17 protein-coding genes are annotated in these 18187 nt (G+C 55.4%); 6 read left to right on the plus strand and 11 right to left on the minus strand.

The window, feature by feature from the left end; translation table 11 throughout:
* Nucleotides 1-441 precede the first annotated feature (441 nt).
* From murP to gltP, 3 genes are all read right to left on the minus strand, one after another.
* On the minus strand, nucleotides 442-1872 hold the full coding sequence (murP, locus tag BM323_RS19895) for a PTS N-acetylmuramic acid transporter subunit IIBC (protein WP_008109995.1): 1431 nt from the start codon (nucleotides 1870-1872) through the stop codon (nucleotides 442-444).
* Nucleotides 1872-2783: an N-acetylmuramic acid 6-phosphate etherase gene (gene murQ, locus BM323_RS19900; RefSeq protein ID WP_008109994.1), complete on the minus strand. Its 912-nt coding sequence runs from the start codon at nucleotides 2781-2783 to the stop codon at nucleotides 1872-1874. Before murQ ends, murP begins: the two co-directional genes overlap by 1 nt.
* Before the next feature lie 172 nt (nucleotides 2784-2955).
* Nucleotides 2956-4257 carry a glutamate/aspartate:proton symporter GltP gene (gltP, locus tag BM323_RS19905; protein WP_008109992.1) on the minus strand — a complete coding sequence of 434 codons (1302 nt, stop codon included), beginning with the start codon at nucleotides 4255-4257 and terminating at the stop codon, nucleotides 2956-2958.
* Between the two features lie 581 nt (nucleotides 4258-4838).
* On the opposite strand from gltP, the gene acs reads away from it, so the two are divergent.
* From acs to actP, 3 genes are all read left to right on the plus strand, one after another.
* Nucleotides 4839-6794 (plus strand): acetate--CoA ligase, encoded by a 1956-nt coding sequence (acs, locus tag BM323_RS19910; RefSeq protein ID WP_008109990.1) that lies wholly within the window; start codon nucleotides 4839-4841, stop codon nucleotides 6792-6794.
* A 173-nt stretch (nucleotides 6795-6967) separates the two neighbouring features.
* Nucleotides 6968-7294, plus strand: coding sequence for a DUF485 domain-containing protein (locus tag BM323_RS19915; protein WP_008109989.1), 327 nt, complete (start codon nucleotides 6968-6970; stop codon nucleotides 7292-7294).
* Nucleotides 7291-8943 carry a cation/acetate symporter ActP gene (actP, locus tag BM323_RS19920; RefSeq protein ID WP_008109988.1) on the plus strand — a complete coding sequence of 551 codons (1653 nt, stop codon included), beginning with the start codon at nucleotides 7291-7293 and terminating at the stop codon, nucleotides 8941-8943. The genes BM323_RS19915 and actP overlap by 4 nt, the downstream gene beginning before the upstream one ends.
* Nucleotides 8944-9019: 76 nt before the next feature.
* On the opposite strand, the gene BM323_RS19925 is transcribed toward actP, so the two are convergent.
* The 4 genes from BM323_RS19925 to BM323_RS19940 form a co-directional block, all read right to left on the minus strand.
* The gene (locus BM323_RS19925; RefSeq protein ID WP_008109987.1) at nucleotides 9020-9565 is read right to left on the minus strand and encodes a YfaZ family outer membrane protein; all 546 of its coding nucleotides are present in this window, start codon (nucleotides 9563-9565) and stop codon (nucleotides 9020-9022) included.
* Nucleotides 9566-9705: 140 nt separating this feature from the next.
* Nucleotides 9706-10248: a YfaZ family outer membrane protein gene (locus tag BM323_RS19930; protein WP_008109986.1), complete on the minus strand. Its 543-nt coding sequence runs from the start codon at nucleotides 10246-10248 to the stop codon at nucleotides 9706-9708.
* Between the two features lie 84 nt (nucleotides 10249-10332).
* Complete coding sequence (locus BM323_RS19935; RefSeq protein ID WP_008109985.1) at nucleotides 10333-11028, minus strand: LrgB family protein; 696 nt, start codon at nucleotides 11026-11028, stop codon at nucleotides 10333-10335.
* Nucleotides 11021-11443 (minus strand): CidA/LrgA family protein, encoded by a 423-nt coding sequence (locus tag BM323_RS19940; protein ID WP_008109984.1) that lies wholly within the window; start codon nucleotides 11441-11443, stop codon nucleotides 11021-11023. The genes BM323_RS19935 and BM323_RS19940 overlap by 8 nt, the downstream gene beginning before the upstream one ends.
* Nucleotides 11444-11547: 104 nt before the next feature.
* Here BM323_RS19940 and BM323_RS19945 point away from each other — a divergent pair, with 104 nt between their 5' ends.
* Complete coding sequence (locus tag BM323_RS19945; RefSeq protein ID WP_008109983.1) at nucleotides 11548-12450, plus strand: LysR family transcriptional regulator; 903 nt, start codon at nucleotides 11548-11550, stop codon at nucleotides 12448-12450.
* Between the two features lie 69 nt (nucleotides 12451-12519).
* Here BM323_RS19945 and BM323_RS19950 read toward each other — a convergent pair whose 3' ends face one another.
* The 4 genes from BM323_RS19950 to soxR all read right to left on the minus strand — a co-directional run bounded on the left by BM323_RS19950 (nucleotide 12520) and on the right by soxR (nucleotide 17102).
* Nucleotides 12520-14169 (minus strand): Na+/H+ antiporter, encoded by a 1650-nt coding sequence (locus tag BM323_RS19950; RefSeq protein ID WP_008109982.1) that lies wholly within the window; start codon nucleotides 14167-14169, stop codon nucleotides 12520-12522.
* Between the two features lie 139 nt (nucleotides 14170-14308).
* Entirely contained in the window at nucleotides 14309-15658 is a 1350-nt protein-coding gene (locus tag BM323_RS19955) for an NCS2 family permease (RefSeq protein WP_008109980.1), read from the minus strand.
* Between the two features lie 258 nt (nucleotides 15659-15916).
* Nucleotides 15917-16582 carry a glutathione S-transferase family protein gene (locus BM323_RS19960; RefSeq protein WP_008109978.1) on the minus strand — a complete coding sequence of 222 codons (666 nt, stop codon included), beginning with the start codon at nucleotides 16580-16582 and terminating at the stop codon, nucleotides 15917-15919.
* 43 nt (nucleotides 16583-16625) lie between these two features.
* Entirely contained in the window at nucleotides 16626-17102 is a 477-nt protein-coding gene (gene soxR, locus BM323_RS19965; RefSeq protein WP_008109977.1) for a redox-sensitive transcriptional activator SoxR, read from the minus strand.
* Between the two features lie 98 nt (nucleotides 17103-17200).
* Between soxR and soxS the strand changes: the two genes are divergently transcribed.
* Together soxS and BM323_RS19975 are read left to right on the plus strand one after the other, a co-directional pair.
* Nucleotides 17201-17632: a superoxide response transcriptional regulator SoxS gene (gene soxS, locus BM323_RS19970; protein ID WP_036649992.1), complete on the plus strand. Its 432-nt coding sequence runs from the start codon at nucleotides 17201-17203 to the stop codon at nucleotides 17630-17632.
* A 253-nt stretch (nucleotides 17633-17885) separates the two neighbouring features.
* The gene (locus tag BM323_RS19975; protein ID WP_008109973.1) at nucleotides 17886-18167 is read left to right on the plus strand and encodes a YjcB family protein; all 282 of its coding nucleotides are present in this window, start codon (nucleotides 17886-17888) and stop codon (nucleotides 18165-18167) included.
* Nucleotides 18168-18187: the final 20 nt, after the last annotated feature.

The following is an 18187-nucleotide window of genomic DNA, read 5'->3' on the forward strand; positions in this document are numbered from 1 at the left end:
CCGTGTAGCAATCTAATTTGAGAACAACTGTGTGAAGAAATACGGTGTAGCGAAAAAAGGGATGGATTTTTTGTTATAGATTAATTGGCTTTAGGTATAGACATTTTTGCTTGCCAATGCAAAAAGCAATTGTGGGTAACCTATTGTGATAATGGGCAAATAATTGAGATGCGCATTAAATATTTAAAATAAATTAATACCAATATAAATTTAAGGTCTAGTTTTCTATCTCCTTAATAAATACTTTATTTTTTTCTGACGCTTTACTTACAAATGGTACTTAACGGATTAACAGGGCAGTGCCAGGGTAAGCGATACGAGAGAGTCCTAAAGTGTGATCAGAATCACACTTAAACCAGGTCGCCATGAATGGCGACCCTACGGGGAGTGGGTTTTGTAGGGTCGCCATTCATGGCGACCTGGTCGATATCCGCACTTCACTCAACTCAAATCCACATCGCGGGTACCGCCCCACCAGGTAAAGGCAAACCCGCCAATCCACGCCACAATCAGCCCGGCGAGATACACCGCCATTCCGGCAAATATGCCCTGCGATGAAGTCATTAGCGGCAGCGTGACTAAACCGGAAGGGCCAAACACGGTGTTCATTCCCACTGGCAATCCCAGCCACGCCACCAGCCCGATAAAGAAGCCGCCCAGCGCGCCGCCAAAACAGGCGGTAATAAACGGCTTCAGGCGCGGCAGCGTGACGCCATAAATCAGCGGTTCGCCGACACCGAGCAAACCTGGCACAATCGCACCTTTGATCTGTTTACGCAGCTGCGAGTGTTTATCCGCTTTACACCATAACGCCAGCGAGGCACCAACCTGCCCGGCGCCAGCCATCGCCAGAATGGGAAAGAGCGAGTTAAAGCCCTGGGTTTCCATCAGCGCGAAATAGACCGGAATAAAGCCCTGATGAATGCCAAACATCACCGCGATCAAAAACAGTCCGGCCAAAATAGCGCAACCAAATGGATTGTTATTGAGATGAATAAACAACCATGACATGCCTTTAAACAGTTCACCGCCGATCGGCATAATCACCAGGAAAGTCACCGCGCCGGTAATTAATAACGTCAGCAGCGATGTCAGGATCATATCGAGGTTATCGGGAATGATTTTCCGTAACTGTTTCTCAATCCAGGCACCAAATATCGCCGCCAGCAGCACGCCAATAATATTGCCACGTGGATCAATCACCATGCCGAAGAAATCCTGCATGCCGCTGTAATAGCCAACTTTGGCGTCAGGCACATAACCGAGCACAAACAGCGAGGCGATAATGGCGCCGTTGACGCCGGTACCGCCAAAGGCTTTCTGCGCGTTGTAGCCGATCAAAATACTCAGGAAGGTAAACAGCCCTTTGCCGAACACCTTCATGTACGCCACGGTATCCAGCAGCCAGCGTGCATGATCGCCCGGTTGATTGAGGTGAAAGATCTGCTCGATCAGCGTGGCAAAACCCAGCAGCAAACCGGCACCGATAAAACCGGGGATCAACGGCGTAAAGATGGTGGCAAAGCAAGAGAGAAAACGGTGCAGCGCGCTGGTCTGTTTCGCCTTCATCTGCTGCTTTTGCGCGCTGGCGATGGCCTGCAGATCGCCTGGCGCTTGTTGATTGAGCAGCGCCTGCATTTTCTCCGCTGCGGTTTGTGCTTTGCCGGGACCGAGCACAATCTGCAGCTGCGCATCGCTGTCGATCACACCCAGCACGCCCGGCAGCGTTTTGAGTGTAGCGCTATCCACCTGCGTGGCATCGTTTAGCGTCAGGCGCAGACGCGTCATGCAGTTGCCGCACTGCAGCACGTTGCTGGCGCCGCCCACTGCCTGCAGAATATCGCGCACCAGACCTTCGGTAATGGCCGCCATCATTGCGCTCCTGCGTCACGTAGCGCATTGCGAATAAAGCCCTGATTCTGACTCAGCAGCGATTTCGCTTCATCGGCAGTTAATCCCGCCAGCACCATGACAATCGCGGTTTTACAGTGTCCCTGACACGCCGCCAGCGCCTGCTGCGCGGTGGCATCGTCACAGTCGGTGGCTTGTTTGACGATGTTCACCTGGCGCTGCACCAGTTTCTGATTAGTGGCTTCCACATCGACCATCAGATTGCCGTACACCTTGCCGCTGCGAATCATCGCGCCGGTGGTGAGCATATTGAGCACCAGCTTCTGCGCCGTTCCGGCCTTCATGCGCGATGAACCGGTGACCACTTCCGGACCGACAACCGGCGTTAGCGCCACATTCGCAGCCTGCGACATCGGGCTGTTGGGATTGCAGGTTAACGCCGCAGTAAATGCGCCCTGCTGACGCGCATACGCCAGCGCGCCCAGCACATACGGCGTGCGGCCGCTGGCGGCAATCCCGACCAGCACATCATTAGCATTGAACTGGATATCACGCAGATCCTGTGCGCCCTGCTCAACATTGTCTTCGGCGTTTTCCACCGCCTGCAGAATCGCGGTGTGGCCACCGGCAATCAGCCCAACCACCTGGCTGCGCGGCGTGCCGAAAGTCGGCGGACATTCGCTGGCATCCAGAATTCCCAGACGACCCGACGTGCCCGCGCCGCAATAGATCAAGCGCCCGCCTTTGCTGAAGGCTTGGGTGATGGCATCCACCACCTGCGCAATCTGCGGCACGATGCCTTCTACCGCCAATGCCACTTTTTTGTCTTCATCATTAATCACCCGCAGCATGGCTTCGGTGGACAGCTCATCAATGTTCTGACTGGCGGAATTACGACCTTCGGTGATCATCTGGCTGAGATCGATCTGCATGGGACACTCCGGTGAGAGAATAATTTATTCGTAAAACTATATATCATACAGAATTGTTAATTCCTCTGCTGCGCGTGATTTTTTTGCTTTTTGCCGCAACAGGCACAAAAAAACCCGCCGAAGCGGGTTTCTGTATATGGCGGTCGCCATGAATGGCGACCCTACGACGTTATTAACTGGCGCTTTGGGTGCGCAGCTGCTGCTCGTAGGCGGCGGCCTGTTTGGTGTCGAACTGGTCTTCCCAGCGCGCAATCACCAGCACCGCCAGCGCGTTACCGATCACGTTCAGCGCGGTGCGCGCCATGTCCATGATGCGATCCACACCGGCGATAAACGCCAGACCTTCCAGCGGAATGCCCACGCTGCCCAGCGTTGCCAGCAGCACCACGAAGGAGACGCCCGGTACGCCAGCGATACCTTTCGAGGTCACCATCAGCGTCAGCACCAGAATGATCTCGTCGGTCAGCGACAGGTCGATGCCATACAGCTGGGCGATAAAGATCGCCGCGATGCTTTGGTACAGCGTTGAACCGTCGAGGTTGAACGAGTAACCGGTTGGCACCACGAAACTGGTGATGGCTTTCGGCGCACCGTAGGCTTCCATCTTCTGCATGATGCGCGGCAGCACGGTTTCTGAGCTGGAGGTGGAATAGGCAAGAATCAGCTCGTCTTTCAGAATGCGCATCAGCGTAGTGATGCGCAGCTTACAGAAGCGCGCCACCGTGCCGAGCACCACGAAAGCAAAGAACAGAATCGCCACGTACACCAGCAACACCAGCTTGGCGAGCGGATAGAGCGAGGCAAAACCGAAGTTCGCAATGGTGACCGCGATCAGCGCAAACACGCCGACTGGCGCATAACGCATGATCATGTGCGTCACTTTAAACATGGTTTCGGAAATCGAACGGAATACTGTGACCAGCGGATCGCGATGTTCCGATGGCAGCGCCGACAAGCCCATACCAAACAGCACCGAGAAGAAGATAATCGGCAGTATGTCGCCCTTCACCAGCGAGGCGAAGATGTTCTGCGGGATCAGCGACAGAATGGTGGTGACCAGACCGTGCGGTGCGCCCTGAACGGCTTCGGTTGTGGCTTCGTATTTAGAGATGTCCACCGTTGCCAGCGTTGACATATCAATGCCGCTGCCGGGTTGGAATACGTTGGCCAGCGTGATGCCGACCACAATGGCAATGGTGGTAATCACTTCAAAATAGATAATGGTTTTGACACCAATACGTCCGAGCTTTTTCGCATCACCCACGCCAGCAATGCCGACAATCAGTGAGGAGATAACAATCGGTACCACAATCATCTTGATCAGATGAATAAAGATGTCACCCGCTGGTGTCAGAATGTTAGTGATTAACCATTCACGATCGTCGGGCTGATTATGCAGCACGGTTCCCACAATCACGCCCAAAATCAGCGCGACGAGGATTTGCCATGCAAGGGTGAACTTAAAACCTTTCATAACGCGTTATTTCCTCAGTTAAAAACCCCTTTGCTCTGCTGCGAAGGTGCAGGAGAAATGTCACACAGGGAAGTGAGCAAAAGCCCGATAAAATAGAGGGTTATTTATGACTACGTCGGTTACAGCTGTGCAGGCATTTTGCGCCTGCGGAGTGATGCAGTCTGAGTTGATACCTGCTGAACAGGGCCGAGATAAGTACCATTTTCACTACGGTAAATGCAACCCCCGGCGTGATAGCGCAAATCTTATTCAGGTTAGTAGCATAAAATGCTGACAAAGGTTAACAGCCATAACTCGCTGTTATGAAAAGTGTTAATTCGATAAGTTTCAGCATAGCTATGCAATATTGCGCAAAAAGCGGCCCGGCTCGTTTGCTGATTATTTGCACAGAAGAACCAGAAATCTCTTAGGCTTAAAGCAGAAAATCGGACTGAACGCGCGGTATTTTCACTCCGCGTTCGTGGGGCATTTGGCGGTGATAAAAGGTCGTGATCCAGACTACAAAACAGAAACAAAGCCCTGTCGCGCTCTTCAATTAACCATTGATTGACATATGATTAACATCTTCAAGGAGGTCAGCCATGAGCCAAATACACAAGCATCCCGTACCCGCTGCCATTGCAGCAAATGCTCTCATTAATGCCGATCAGTATGCGGCGCTGTATCAACAATCGGTTGACGATCCCGACACATTTTGGGGTGAGCAAGGCAAAATCCTCGACTGGATTAAGCCTTACAGCAAAGTGAAAAATACCTCCTTTGCCCCCGGCAATATTTCCATTCGCTGGTATGAAGACGGTACTCTGAACCTTGCCGCCAACTGCCTCGATCGCCATCTGGCCACGCGTGGCGACCATCCCGCCATCATCTGGGAAGGCGACGACGCCAGCGAAAGCAAAACCATTACTTTCCGCGAACTGCATGCGGACGTCTGCCGCTTTGCCAATGTGCTCGGGAGCCTGGGTGTGAAGAAAGGCGACGTGGTCGCGATCTATATGCCGATGGTGCCCGAAGCTGCCGTGGCGATGCTGGCCTGTGCGCGCATTGGTGCGGTGCACTCGGTGATCTTCGGTGGCTTCTCACCGGAAGCGGTCGCCGGACGCGTGGTCGATTCCAACGCCAAACTGATCATCACCGCCGATGAAGGCGTGCGCGCCGGACGCAGCATTCCGCTGAAGAAAAACGTCGATGATGCCCTGAACAATCCGAACGTCACCACGGTGAAAAATGTGGTGGTGTTTAAGCGCGCCGGTAAAGACACCGGCTGGCGCGAAGGCCGCGATCTGTGGTGGCACGATCTGGTAGCGAAGGCCAGCGATCAGCACCAACCGGTCGCGGTAGATGCCGAACATCCGCTGTTTATCCTTTATACCTCCGGTTCTACCGGCAAGCCGAAAGGCGTGCTGCACACCACCGGCGGTTATCTGGTGTATGCCGCCAGCACCTTTAAGTATGTGTTTGATTATCATCCTGATGATGTTTACTGGTGCACGGCTGATGTCGGCTGGATCACCGGTCACAGCTATCTGATATACGGTCCGCTGGCGTGCGGCGCAACCACGCTGATGTTTGAAGGCGTGCCGAACTGGCCGAAGCCGAGCCGCATGGCGGAAGTGGTGGATAAACATAAGGTCACGCTGCTGTATACCGCGCCAACCGCGATTCGCGCGCTGATGGCCGAAGGTGATAAAGCGATTGAAGGCACCGATCGCAGCAGCCTGCGCATCATGGGTTCTGTCGGTGAACCGATCAACCCGGAAGCCTGGGAGTGGTATTACAAGAAGATTGGCGACAGCCGTTGCCCGATCGTCGATACCTGGTGGCAAACCGAAACCGGCGGCTTCATGATCACGCCATTGCCGGGTGCGACCGAACTGAAAGCCGGTTCCGCCACCAAACCGTTCTTCGGCGTGCAGCCTGCGCTGGTAGATAACGAAGGCAATCCGCTTGAGGGCGCCACCGAAGGCAACCTGGTGATCGTTGATTCCTGGCCAGGCCAGGCGCGTACGCTGTATGGCGATCACGATCGTTTCGAGCAAACCTACTTCTCCACCTTCAAAAATCGCTACTTCAGCGGTGACGGCGCGCGCCGTGATGAAGATGGTTATTACTGGATCACCGGCCGCGTCGATGACGTGCTGAACGTCTCCGGCCACCGCCTCGGCACCGCCGAGATTGAATCGGCGCTGGTGTCGCATCCGAAGATTGCTGAAGCGGCGGTGGTGGGCATTCCGCACAGCATCAAAGGCCAGGCGATCTACGCTTATATCACGCTCAACCACGGCGAAGAGCCGTCGCCAGAGCTGTATACCGAAGTGCGTAACTGGGTGCGTAAAGAGATTGGCCCGATTGCCACGCCGGATGTGCTGCACTGGACCGACTCGCTGCCAAAAACCCGCTCCGGCAAGATTATGCGTCGCATTCTGCGCAAAATCGCTGCCGGCGATACCAGCAATCTCGGCGATACCTCTACGCTGGCCGATCCGGGCGTGGTAGAGAAATTGCTGGAGGAGAAACAGTTCATCACCATGCCGTAACCGGCATCGACCCGACGGAGCGTGTCAGCCTGTCCCCGGCAGGCTCCTCTCCGTCACCTTCACCTTACGCCGTATGCTTTTCACCATCGCACAACCTATATAACTAGAATATTCAGATGGTTAAATCACTTTATTGTGAGATTTCTGTCTGCCTTGCCTCTGGAGAAAATGTGATGAACGAAACCCCTGAACAGGAAGCAGTCTGGCAACAAGTCGAGAATAATCCGCGCTTTCATGAGCTGGTGCACAAGCGCCAGGCGTTTGCGCTGCTGCTCAGCGTGATCATGCTGGTGCTCTACATCGGCTTTATTCTGTTGATCGCCTTTGCGCCTGCCTGGCTCGGTACGCCGCTGCACGCGGGCACTAACGTCACGCGCGGCATTCCGATTGGCGTCGGTTTAATCGTGATGTCATTCGTGCTGACCGGCGTTTACGTGTGGCGCGCCAACGGCGAGTTTGATCGTCTGACCAAACAGATCCTGAGCGAGGTGAAATCATGAAGCGCCTGCTTTCGGTGTTTTTAGCCATCGTGCCCGCCAGCGTGTTTGCCGCCGATGCCATTACCGGCGCGGTACAACGGCAAGCCACCAACTATGAAGCCATCATCATGTTCGTGGTATTTGTCGCCGCGACGCTCGGCATCACTTATTGGGCCTCGAAACGTACCCGCTCGCGCAGCGATTACTACACCGCGGGCGGTAATATCACCGGTTTCCAGAATGGCCTCGCCATCGCCGGTGACTTTATGTCCGCCGCCTCCTTCCTCGGTATTTCTGCCCTGGTTTATACCTCGGGTTACGACGGGCTGATCTACTCGCTCGGCTTCCTCGTCGGCTGGCCGATGATCCTGTTTTTGATTGCTGAACGTCTGCGAAACCTCGGACGCTATACCTTTGCCGATGTGGCTTCTTATCGCCTCGCGCAGAAACCGATTCGTACGCTGTCGGCCTGCGGCTCGCTGGTGGTGGTGGCGCTTTATCTGATCGCACAGATGGTCGGTGCCGGTAAGCTAATCCAGTTGCTGTTCGGCCTCGATTACCATATCGCGGTGGTGATGGTCGGCATTTTGATGGTGCTGTACGTGCTGTTCGGCGGCATGCTGGCTACCACCTGGGTGCAGATCATCAAAGCGGTGCTGCTGCTGTTTGGTGCCAGCTTTATGGCTATTATGGTGATGAAAGCCGTTGGCTTTAGCTTCAATACGCTGTTCACCGAAGCAATGGCGGTGCACCCAAAAGGCGCGGCGATTATGCAGCCCGGCGGGTTGGTGAAAGATCCGATCTCGGCGCTCTCATTAGGTCTCGGTTTGATGTTCGGTACCGCCGGTTTGCCGCATATTCTGATGCGCTTCTTCACCGTGGCCGATGCGCGTGAAGCGCGTAAAAGCGTGTTCTGGGCCACCGGCTTTATGGGCTACTTCTACTTCCTGACCTTTATTATCGGCTTCGGCGCGATTTTGCTGGTGGGAGCGAATCCAGCCTTCAAAGACGCCAGCGGCGCGCTGCTCGGCGGCACCAATATGGCGGCGGTGCATCTGGCGAACGCGGTCGGCGGTAGCCTGTTCCTCGGCTTTATCTCGGCAGTGGCCTTCGCCACCATTCTGGCGGTGGTGGCAGGTTTGACACTGGCGGGCGCATCAGCGGTTTCACACGATCTCTATGCCAGCGTGATCCGCGAAGGTAAGGCGACGGAGCGCGATGAACTGCGCATCTCGAAGATCACCGTGCTGGTGTTGGGCGTGGTAGCGATTGCGCTGGGGATTCTGTTTGAGAAACAGAACATTGCCTTCATGGTCGGCCTGGCGTTCTCGATTGCCGCCAGCTGTAACTTCCCGATTATTTTGCTGTCGATGTACTGGTCGAAACTGACCACGCGCGGCGCGATGGTGGGCGGTTGGCTGGGACTGATCACTGCTGTGCTGCTGATGATCCTTGGCCCGACGATTTGGGTGCAAGTGTTGGGGCATGAGAAGCCGATTTATCCGTATGAGTATCCGGCGCTGTTCTCGATGCTGGCGGCGTTTATCGGCATCTGGCTGTTCTCGATTACCGACCATTCAGCACGCGGTGCGCAGGAACGTGCGCGCTTCCGTGGACAGTTTATTCGCTCGCAGACGGGGATTGGGATTTCGCAGGGTAAATCGCATTAGTGAGGATGTTAAAAGGGTCGCCATGAATGGCGACCCTACGGATAGGGTGCGCATTGATGCGCACCTGGTTACCTCATTAGAAACGCAGTGACGCGCCAACGTAAGGGCCATCGACCAGTACGTTATCTTTGCGGCTGCCTTTGTTGTTCAGCTCGATGTACTGATAACCCACACGCAGGTTCAGCAGTGAAATCGGCGTAAAGCTCAGGCCGCCTGAGGCTTCCTGGTAGCTATCCAGACGATCGGAGAAGGCTTCTGGCGCATAGTAATATTCGCCGTACAGGCCCCACATGCTGTTGAAGCTGTATTGCGCTGCACCACCCACTGCCACAGTGAAGCCATCACGACCATCTTCCGGATGGGTGAACAGCGCTTTCGCGGTAGGAGCAATGCGGAAATCGCCCACGTCGATGTTATAGCCGAGGCCCGCACCGTAAGTGCTGCCATCGTGATCGCTGCGCAGCCAGTTGCCTTTCAGGAACAAGCCCGGTGAAGTGGTGCCGAGGCCAAGGTTCAGGTTGGTGCTATGCTCACCCACGTCAACACTGCCCTCAATTGCCTGCGCGCCGCTGCTCAGCAGTGCCAGACCCAATACGCTTCCAGTAACAAGTTGCTTTAACATGTGATTCCACTCCATGAAGGACAATTAATTCGGCGGCAAGGGTACCAGCCTGGCGACGAGAGACAACATTATTTGGAAAGCTTTACGTAAAAATGGATTACGGCGGGGGGAAAAGTGGCCCCGCAAGGCCACTCGTCAGACTAGAAACGCCAGGCTGCGCCCATAAACAACCCATCAATCGCATGTTGGGTTGTATGGCCGTGCAAACCACTGCCGAGATAGCGGTAACCTGAGCTCAACGTGAGCCAGTGTGCCGGTTGATAGTAAACACCCGCTTCAAATTGATGCAGATGATCCAGCTTATAATTGCCGATATTCGGCGACATGCTGAAATCGAAGTAAAGCCAGGTATGGCGCGCTTGTGGCAATGGAGCCATCGCGCGGATACCCGCGTTAACGCCGTAGCTGGAGGTCTTGTCGTGGTTCAACTCAGCCCAGAACAAGCCCACGCGTGGAACTACGCGCAGCTCTCCGACCGCCACGCCATAGCCCAGATTAGCGTCCAGCAACTCTGACTGATGTTTTGCTTTGACATATTCCACACCGTATTGCAGGCCTGGCGCGGTTTTTTGGCTATTGATTGCGGCAGCAAAGAAATCACTACCACCCTTTACGCCGATTTCCTGAGCGTTTACCCCAGCGGAGGCCAACAGGAGCCCCATTGCAAAATACTGACTTTTCATTTCTCGCTTCCTTATAGTTTAAGCGTGCAAACAATAAGCAAAGCGATGTGGTTGCAGTATGAGCAATGACTCAAAACAAAGGCATCATGACGCCCATAATAAATGACTCAGCAGCGGCGCAAGAATCACCGTCACGACACCTGACAGCATCATCACCAGGCTGGACACCACGCCTTCCTGCTGGCCGAGTTGGTAAGCGCGCGCGGTACCTGCGCCGTGTGATGCCGCACCAAATCCCGCGCCTTTAGCGACGCCTTGTTTGATGGCGATACGCAGAAACAGCACATCGCCCACTGCCATGCCGAACACGCCGGTGATCACCACAAACAGCGCCACCAGATCCGGCTGGCCACCAATTGGCTGCGCGGCTGCCAGCGCAAACGGCGTGGTGATCGAGCGTACCGCCAGGCTGCGCTGGATGGTTTCCGGCAGCGTCAGCAAGCGCGCCAGCCACACCGAACTGCATACCGCCACCAGCGTGGCCGTCAGCACGCCCACGCTCAGCGACAACCAGTGACGCTTGATGATTTCGAGGTTTTCATACACCGGCACGGCAAACGCCAGCGTTGCCGGACCGAGCAACCAAATCAGCCAGTGACTTTCGGCGATGTAATTTTTCCAGCTGACATGAGTAAGCAGCAGCAGCGCCACCAGCACCAGCGGCGTCAAGACCAGCGGCATCAACAACAGCGTGCGCCAGCGACGATAGAGAATCTTATTGAGGTAATAGACCAGCAGCGTAAACGCCAGACATAGCAGGCTAATCAGCAGATCATTCATGATGGGCCTGCTTGCGGGCGGCGCGCGCCAGTTCGAAGCGATATAAACGATCGACCACCAGTGAAGTCGACGCCAGTACCAGCAAGGTACTGACGCCAATCACCACGCAAATGCGCCAGCCTTCACTGCGCAGCAAATCGCTGTAATTCACCACCGCCACCACCGCTGGAATAAAGAACAGCAGCATTTCCGCCAGCAGCCAGTTAGCACCGGCTTTCACCCAGCGCAGCGGCACGATGCGCGTCATGATTAACACCAGCAGCAGCACCATGCCAACCACATTAGCGGGCAGCGGCAGATGCAGCCAGCTCACCAGTCTGTCGCTGAAAATAAACAAACCGACATACAGCACCAGCTGCAGCGGAACAAACGTACGTTGCAGGAGATCCGTTCTGCGCGGACTTAATGCCATCATTGCCTTGAACCCTGAGGAAGAATTGAGGTGCCCAGTATAAATCCGCCGCAAACTGTGAAAGAAATGAATTAAAATCATTCAAACTATGCCAAAAAGGAATGTTTATGGACGTGCGCGCCCTGCGCTATTTCACAGAAGTGGTGCGTCAGCAAAGCTTCACCCGCGCCGCAGAGAAGCTGTTCGTGACGCAGCCGACTATCAGCAAAATGTTGCGCCAGCTGGAAGAGGAGCTCGGCTGCACCTTGCTGCTGCGTGAAGGTCGTAAACTGCATCTTACTGATAGCGGCCAGGCGGTTTACCAGCGCGGATTGGTGATTTTGCAGGAGTTTCATCAGCTTGAGGCGCAGTTGGGTGATATCAACCAGCTGAAAACCGGCGAGCTGCGGCTGGGGATTCCGCCGATGGTCGGCATGCAGATGGCCGGATCGATCTCCGCCTTTCGCCGCCGTTATCCGGGCGTACAGCTGAAAATATCCGAGTTTGGCGGCTTAACCGCGCAGCAAGCGGTGCTGAGCGGCGCGCTGGATATCGCCCTCACCGCGCTGCCGATTGAGTCAGAACTGCCGCTCAACACGCTGGAGTTGATGCACCATCCGCTGTGCGTGCTGCTGCCGCGCACTGAACAATGGCGCAATCACCGTAAAGTGGCTTTGGCGGAGTTAGCCGAACATCCGCTACTGATCCTCAATGAAGAGTTCGCGCTGAATCGCCAGATTCGCAAAGCGTTCCAACGCCAGAACCTGACGCCGACTATTGCGTTGCGCAGCGCGCAGTGGGATTTTCTCGCCGCGATGGTACAGGCGGGCATGGGATTGGCGATTCTGCCGGAGCCCATTTGTCAGCGGCTGGATAAACAGTCGCTGCTGTGGCTGCCGCTGGAATCGGAGCTGCAGTGGAGCTTAGGGCTGATTTGGCGGGAAGGCAGTTATCTGTCGCGTAGCGCCGAGGCGTGGATTGAGTGTTGTCGTGAACATTGGCCGGATAGTGCGCCGCGGCTGTCGGTGTGAAAACGGCCGCAGCGCATTTATGTAGATAGGTCGCCATAAATGGCGACCCTACGTTTGTGTGACTGGCTGCTATTCCTCTTTCTCGATTAACAGCGCTTCCAGCAGATCGAGATCGTGCAGCAGTTTTTGCATCGTCTCGTTGGAGATCTCCTGCGTGGCGCGCAGATGATAAACCTCGGCACGCTCGGCACGCAGCGCATTGAGGCGGAAACGACGTTCGAGGTTTTCGGCAAATTGCGCCTGTTCGATATCGTTTTTGCCCTCCGCGCGGCGACGCAGATTACCAATCACCCGCAAGCTAACTTCTTTCAGCAGTTCAGGATCGATGTTCTCTTCGGTGTCGGTTTCGAGGCGCTGCTCCATTTTATGCAGGCTCTCAATCGCCACGCCCGCCATCGCAGCACGCGCAAACTGAATCTCACGACGATGGCCGACCTTATCGATGCTCTCAACGTCACGCAGCAGAATCGGCAAGATCACCACACCAACCAGCAGCGACACCAAAATCACGCCGGTGGCGATGAACACCAATTCATAGCGCGCCGGGAACGGATCGCCGTTGCTGAGGAACAGCGGAATCGACAGCACACCGGCCAGCGTGATGGCACCGCGTACCCCGGCAAAAGAGGCAATCAGCAGCTCACGCAGCGAGTAGTTGGTAAACTCCAGCGGCTTCTTCTTCAGCAAGCGCATGCTGGTGCGCTTCATGATCCACAACCAACCGAAACGCACCACCATCAGCGCGGCGTACACCAACAGAACGTCGGTAAACAGCATCCACAGTTCGACGTTAGGATCGGCGTTGGCCTGCGCAATCGAGGTAGAAAGGATGTCGGGCAGTTGCAGGCCGAGCATCAGGAACACCATGCCGTTGAACACGAACTCCAGCATCTGCCATACGCTGTTCGCACGCAGACGCATCGCCAGCGGTGCCTGACGGATAATGCCAGAACGCGTGATGGTCATACCGGCGGCGACCGCGGCGAGGATGCCCGACACGCCAAGGTGTTCCGCAATCAGGTATGAGGCGAACGGTAACAGCAGCAGCAGCACGGTTTGGGTTGCCGGGTCATCACCGCTCCAGCGGCTCAGCAGACGCAGCGAGCGGCCATACAGCCAGCATATCGCCACACCAGCAACCAAACCGCCGACCGCCACTTTGAGAAACTCGACGCTGGCGCCGCCCCACGTAAACACCATGGTGCCCATCGCCACCGCGACGGCAAACTTCAGCGATACCAGACCCGATGCGTCGTTCATCAGGGCCTCACCCTGCACAATCGACATGATTTTTTTCGGGATGCGCCCTTCACCGACAATGCCGGACAGCGCCACGGCATCGGTTGGCGAAAGCACCGCCGCCAGCGCAAAGGCGGGAATCAGCGGAATCCCCGGCACCAGCCAGTAAATCAGGTAGCCAATCCCGACCACGGTGATCAGCACCAGAACCAGCGCCAGCCCCATGATTTCGCGACCGTGATGCAGGAACTCGTTAATTGGCGTTTTCCAGCCATCCGCGAACAGCAGCGGCGGAATGAACAGCACGAGAAACAGTTCCGGATCAAAATCGACATGCAGGCCGAAGACGGGAAATGCGAGCAGTGCACCGGCGGCAATTTGTACCAGCGGCAGGGGAATTTGAAACGGCAGAATACGTGCCGCCACGCTGGAGAGTGAAACCACCAGCGTCATGATGAGAATAGTAAAGAAGATTTCCATGCTTTCCTTAGGCGAATCAATTTCATTAAAGCGATGTTGTTGCGTGGGAAAGTGTAAAACAAAACGCCGCACAGCGGGGCAACCCGATGTGCGGCGTGGAGCAGAAAGCGAATAATCCTGGAATTATTCAACTTTGAGGTCAGATGGCCCAGCCACCGGCATAGAACGCCACCAGCGCGACAGCAATCACCACGGTGCCAACATTCAGCTTGCGCCACTCGCCGGCAAACAGGCGACCAATCACCAGTGAAGCGAAGCCGAGCATGATGCCAGTGACGATGTTGCAGGTCAGCACGATGAACACTGCGGTCAGCAAGCCGGACATCGCATCAACGAAGTCGTTGAAGTCGATTTTTGCCACGTTGCTCAGCATCAGCAGGCCAACGTACATCAATGCTGGAGCCGTCGCGTAAGCAGGCACCAGATAGGCCAGCGGCGACATAAACAGAATCACCAGGAACAGCAAACCCACCACAATCGCCGTCAGACCAGTTTTACCGCCCGCCGCCGTTCCCGCCGCCGATTCGATGTAGACCGCAGCCGGCGAAGCGCCGACCAGACCAGCGAAGAGGCTGCTGACGGAATCCGTGGTCAGCGCACGGCCGCCGTTGATGATTTGTCCCTCTTTATCCAGCAGATTCGCCTGCCCCGCTACCGCACGGATGGTGCCGGTGGCATCAAAGACTGCAGTCATCACCAGCGCCAGCACGCTCGGCAGCACCACAGGTTGCAGCGCGCCCATAATATCAAGGCTAAACATCGCCGATTGCCCGTTGGCATCCTTCAGGCTCGGCATAGCGAACAGACCTTGATAGGTCACCGCCGGATCGAAAATCAGGCCAAGAATCGAGATGGTGATGATGGTCAGCAGAATGCCGCCAGGCACGCGGCGTTTTTCCAGACCGAAAATCGCTGCCAGGCCGACCAGCGACATGATCACCGGAAATGACGCGAACTGACCCAGCGCCACCGGCAAGCCCGCAGCCGGGTTTTTCACCACCAAACCAATACCGTCCGCGGCGATCAGTAGCAGGAACAAGCCGATACCTACAGCGGTTCCGTGCGCCACGCCCATCGGCAAGTTACGCAGAATCCATGCGCGGATGCCGGTGACCGAAATCAGCGTGAACAGTAAGCCCATCAGGAACACTGCGCCAAGCGCCACCGGCACACTGATGTGCTGGCCGAGCACAAGGCTGAAAGCGGTGAACGCGGTCAGCGAGATGGCGCAACCAATCGCCATTGGCAGGTTGGCCCACAAGCCCATGATAATCGAACCAAAACTGGCGACTAAACAGGTAGCGACGAACACCGCCGTTGGTGAGAAGCCCGCTTTGCCCAGCATGCCGGGCACCACGATGACGGAATACACCATCGCCAGAAACGTTGTCAGACCCGCCAATACTTCCTGACGCACGCTGCTGCCGCGTGCAGAGATATTGAACCAGGCGTCCAGTTTTCCACTGGCCGGGCGCGATTCGCCAGACATAATTCTTCCTCAATATTTTTGTGATGTGAGTCGCCGCGCGGCGCACGTTTGCTGTTCCCTGATGGCGGATTTTCATGATGAAAATCCAGGCAAACGTTTACGTCGCCGCGTATTCCAGGCCGTAAAAGGGGACGCGGAAAAAAGGCAAACGATTATCTGGCGTTTGCCATGGGGTTTTCAACTACTAATCGCGGGCATGACAGGATAAATCCAGGCTTTCGCCCCGTAGGGTCGCCATTCATGGCGACCTGACTGAACTTAGCGGCTCAACTCAATCTCACCACCCTGCTGGATCGCACGTTGCCAGGCAGCGCGCTGCTGCATGGTTTCCAGCCAGCGGGCGGTGGCGGGCGTATCGCGCAGCGAACCACGTAACTGCAGTGCCAGCAGCGGGAAGCTCATCTGCACGTCGGCGATGCTAAAACGTGAACCGGCAAAAAATGGATGCTGCGTGAGATGCTCTTCAATCACGCTGCCGTGCAAAGCCAGCTGCTTATTAAGCCAGGCTTTCTGAATCCCTTTACTCAGTGCGATGCCAGCCGGACGCAGCAGCCACGGCACCGGCTTTTTGCCAAACTGCGCAAACACCAGCTTCATTACCAGCAGAGGCATCAGCGATCCTTCCGCGTAATGCAGCCAATAACGCGCCTGAATCTGTTCATCTTCATGACTCAGCGCCAGCTGATGCTCGCTGTCATATTTGAGTTGCAGGTATTCGAGAATCGCGCCTGACTCGGCAATCACGCGATTGCCGTCGGTAATCACCGGTGATTTCCCTAGCGGATGCACTTTCTTTAACGAATCGGGGGCCAGCAGGCTGTTTTCACGTTGATAGCGTTTGATTTGGTAAGGCACCGCGAGCTCTTCCAGTAGCCATAACACGCGATGCGAGCGGGAATTTTCCAGATGGTGAACGGTGATCATACGGTTTCCTTGCCGGTAAAAGTGTTCCGCCAAGTATAGTCGATTAACGTTTTTGCTCGTCTTGTTCCGGATCGAGTAGTACCGCGCCCGATCCTTGCTCGCCCAGGCGGTCACCCGGATTGCGTAGCGGGCAATCGCGCATCGATAAACAGCCGCAGCCAATGCAGCCATCCAGATCGTTACGCAGGCGCGTCAGGGTTTCGATGCGTTTATCCAGCTCCTCGCGCCAGTGTTGCGTCAGCGCGTCCCACTCCTGCGTCGACATGCGCTTATTGGCCGGCACATGCGTCAGGCTGTCGCTCACCGTCGCCAGCGGAATGCCGATGCGTTGCGCGATTTTGATGATAGCTACGCGACGCAGCACGTCACGGCTGTAGCGGCGTTGATTGCCGCCGTTGCGCGAGCTGAAAATCAATCCTTTGGTCTCATAGAAGTGCAGCGCCGACACCGCCACACCGCTGCGCTTCGCCACTTCGCCCGGCGTTAAAACCGGCTTCGGGTAATTGCGTTCTTTTTTCATTTAGGGCCTTTACCTCAAGTTAACTTGAGGAATTATACTCGCACCCCAGCAAAACTTCGAATTTCTCACCAGGCAAAAAACATCAGAAGGATGAGGCTATGATGCAACAGGAAATCATTCATTCGCTGTCCAACTGGATCGATCAGAATCTGGATAAAGCGCTGTCTATTGATGAAGTCGCGGCAAAATCAGGTTACTCAAAATGGCACCTGCAGCGTATGTTCCGTGCAGTCACGAAACAAACGCTGGGTGGCTATATTCGCGAACGTCGTCTGACGCTGGCCGCTGAAGCGCTGCGTCAAACTCAGCGTCCGGTGTTCGATATCGCGATGCAATACGGTTATGACTCGCAGCAGACCTTCTCGCGCGTGTTCCGCCGTCAGTTCTCGCAAACGCCAACCGCTTATCGTCACACCATGCGTCGTCAGGCGATGATTCAGCGTCCGCGCTTGCTCAGTTTTGACTGTGCAGACAACAACATGACCAGTTTTGCCCAGCGTACAACCGGCGAGTGCTGTCCGGTTAGCTAACCTTTTCTGCGCGCCCCTTGCGGGCGCACCTCGCTTTTCCTGCCTATTTCTTCCTCATTTCGATAAAAATCTTTCTACCATACCAGGTATAAATTTTGTTCAAAATTTAAAATCGAGTGATATAATGTGAGCCAAGTCACACTTTCCTGTATTCAGTAAGACGGCCTGAAGGACTTCCCTGACCTTCCTTCTTCGCCGCCAGTGATGTCGATTGAATGTCGGGGATATCACTGATTCTAAGAGGTTTTTGCAGATGGCCACCTTAACCACCAGTTTGATTGTTATGCGCTGGGAACTCCTGAGTGCGGTAATGATGTTCTTCGCCAGCACCATGAAAATTCGACTGCGTCAGAACAGTCATCACGTGATGGCGCTGCTGTGCGGTGGCATTGGCGTGGGCATGTCCTGCTGGTTTGTCACCGGCCTGCTCGGTATCACACTGAGCATGGAGAATCTGCATAACTTTATGGAAATCTCCAAAAACGCTTTTATCGAAGTGATGAGCCAGACGCCAACCGATTGGCCAATGCCTTAATCGCTGCCAATAAAAAACCC

This window comes from Pantoea sp. YR525 (genome assembly GCF_900116775.1).
Taxonomy (GTDB): Bacteria; Pseudomonadota; Gammaproteobacteria; order Enterobacterales; family Enterobacteriaceae; genus Pantoea; species Pantoea symbiotica.